4 protein-coding genes are annotated in these 2,438 nt (G+C 38.6%); 3 read left to right on the top strand and 1 reads right to left on the bottom strand.

Features of this window, described 5'->3' with window-relative positions; translation table 11 throughout:
* Positions 1–57: 57 nt before the first annotated feature.
* The 3 genes from CW749_RS27620 (at position 58) to CW749_RS27610 (ending at position 2,059) form a co-directional block, all read left to right on the top strand.
* A complete protein-coding gene (locus tag CW749_RS27620; protein WP_201797043.1) occupies positions 58–501 on the top strand; it encodes an Lrp/AsnC family transcriptional regulator in 444 nt (147 codons plus the stop codon).
* 419 nt (positions 502–920) lie between these two features.
* The gene (locus CW749_RS27615) at positions 921–1,331 is read left to right on the top strand and encodes a hypothetical protein (protein ID WP_101115685.1); all 411 of its coding nucleotides are present in this window, start codon (positions 921–923) and stop codon (positions 1,329–1,331) included.
* Positions 1,332–1,504: 173 nt separating this feature from the next.
* Positions 1,505–2,059 (top strand): nucleotidyltransferase family protein, encoded by a 555-nt coding sequence (locus CW749_RS27610; RefSeq protein WP_101115684.1) that lies wholly within the window; start codon positions 1,505–1,507, stop codon positions 2,057–2,059.
* 6 nt (positions 2,060–2,065) lie between these two features.
* Here the strand turns inward: CW749_RS27610 and CW749_RS27605 are convergent.
* On the bottom strand, positions 2,066–2,438 hold a 373-nt coding region (locus tag CW749_RS27605), incomplete at its 5' end, for an AraC family transcriptional regulator (protein WP_145997897.1).

Here is a 2,438-nt window from a genome sequence, read left to right as displayed (position 1 = left end):
GAGGTCACTTGGGTATATATTGTTTTGATGGGACTATTAGGACAATAAAAAATGAACATTGACAGAATTGGCGCAAGAATATTGCAAGAGCTTCATGAGGATGGTCGAATCACCAATTCCGATCTCGCCTCAAAGGTTGGTCTCTCTCCTTCAGCTTGTTTAAGACGAGTACAAGAACTGGAGCGATCAGGCGTAATAAAAGGTTATCGGGTGACCTTAAATGGCGAACTCGTCGGGCGAGGGTTTATTGCGTATGTGAGTGTAGGGTTATCTATGCACACCAGAAGCGCTCAGAAAGAGTTCGAAGATGCCATCTCTCTGTCGCCTGAAGTGACCGAATGCCACAATGTTACTGGTGAGTTTGAATATTTAGTGCGGGTAGAGACTAAAGATCTGAAAAGCTATAAAGCTTTCCATTCTGAAACATTGGGGATGTTGCCTTACATTGCAACCATAACGACACATGTTGTGATGGACTCGCCCAAAGATGAGCGTGAATAATAAATTAACGGTTTCTTATTATATTTTGACGGAATTTAGTGATCTTTATTCCAGTCAAAATAGTGATTGGTTTATGTTGAAATTAATAATCAGATAGCTTCTTTTATTTTGAAGATTATAAAAGTGCAAATAAATCGAATAAAATCACAACCTAATGAAAAATAAGATTAAATTTAATTTGAATTAAGATCATATAATCTATTGTTAAATGCGATTGTTTTTTATTTTAAATTAGTTAACTCTAAATTTATTAACGTATTGATTATTAATTATAGTTTTCTTTTATGTAATTTAATGGCTTACATTGATTGGGTAAATCTCTTACATTTTTGGAAGAAATACGCCTATTGATACTTATTTTTCTAATGAGCTACATTCGGTTTGGGAACAGTCCCAAATCAATTGGAGAAATCAGAATAATGAAATTTTTTAAACTTCTTAGTTTAGCGGCTATGTTGGCGACCTCTGCTGCATCAGCAAACAATGCAATCGTATTCCCAGGCTCAAATTCAGCGGTTGGTGATGCACCTATCGTTTTCCCTAAAGCGAAAACACCAGTAACACTTGTTGGTGGGTATACATTAGAAAATGGTCTACTGACTGCTAGCACTTACAATTGCGGTATCAACCTAGATGATCTTGATATGGAAGCGAAAGTTCACTGGAATGGTAATACACCACAACTTCTTATTGTTGGAGAGGACCCAGGTATTATGTGTCGATCTGGCAGTACTGGTGAGTTTACATTGGATCTAACACAGTTCATCCACAACACACCTGTTCACATTTTGGATCGATTGCAAGTCGTGACTAACCCTCGTTTCCGTTAATTTCCTAATTTTCCTTAATCAATAAGTTAAAACAAACCAGTTTCTCCCCCTTACTGGTTTGTTTTTTTTCGTTTTTGGGCAGCTTGATTATGGAAACAAATGTATGGCTTAATCCCTGAATAATACAGCCAAAATGGTTTAATGTATAAATCTCAGGGGGAATGGATCATCGTATGGAAGAACGTCTAAAAAGCCTTATTGAATCCGTACCGGAGCTAATGGAAACTGCAATGGTATGCCGTGATTTAGGGTTGCCGAATTTTTACATTGCAGGCGGTGCTATAACTCAAATTATCTGGAACAGTCTTTTAGGGCGTAAGCTTTTAGATAACGTGAAAGATTTTGATATTATTTATTTCGATTCGGAAGAAAGGCTTAGTGAACAAGCGTACGAAGATGCCGCTCGTATAAAGCTCAATCATGACGTAAAAATAGACATCAAAAATCAAGCGAATGTGCACCGTTGGTACCCTCAAAAATTCGGTACTGTCATTCCACCATACACGCGGGTCGAACAAGGTATCGATTCATGGCTGTCTGCATTTTCGATCGGCTTTACCTTAGATAAATCTGATCAGGTTTCTATCTATTCTACGGAGGGATTGAGCGATGCGTTTAATATGCTAGTGAAGCCGAATAAAGTAGCAATGACCGAAGCGAGTTACCTCAAAATGACCAAAAGCTTTAAAAAGCGGTGGTCGACTATAACTGTTGAACCTTGGGCATAATAGGTATTATTTTCTTAAAGCTTGCGGCGGTCTTCCTGTCCAGCTTTTAAAGCCTCGTCTGAAATTACTGGCGTCGCTGTAGCCTAGTCGATGGGCGATTTCATCAACGGATAATTCGGTATGAACCAAATACTCTTTCGCTAATTCACAGCGAACTTGGTTCAATAACACTTGGAAACTAGTGCCGACTTTTGTTAACTCTCTACGAAGCGTTCTTGATGAACAACCAAAGTGAGTTGCAATTGTTTCTATCGAGGGAAAGCTACCAGCACTTTGGTACAGCATTGTTTTGATTTGGTTGGTGAGTAAGTGAGGCGATTCCAGTGTATTAATGATGGCGTCACACGATTTCAGACATGCCTTAAGCGTGTCAGATTGG

The organism is Vibrio sp. vnigr-6D03, assembly GCF_002835515.1.
Lineage (GTDB): Bacteria > Pseudomonadota > Gammaproteobacteria > Enterobacterales > Vibrionaceae > Vibrio > Vibrio penaeicida.
Note: the sequence above shows the minus strand (reverse complement) of the source record. Positions and strands in the feature narration are given on the sequence as shown.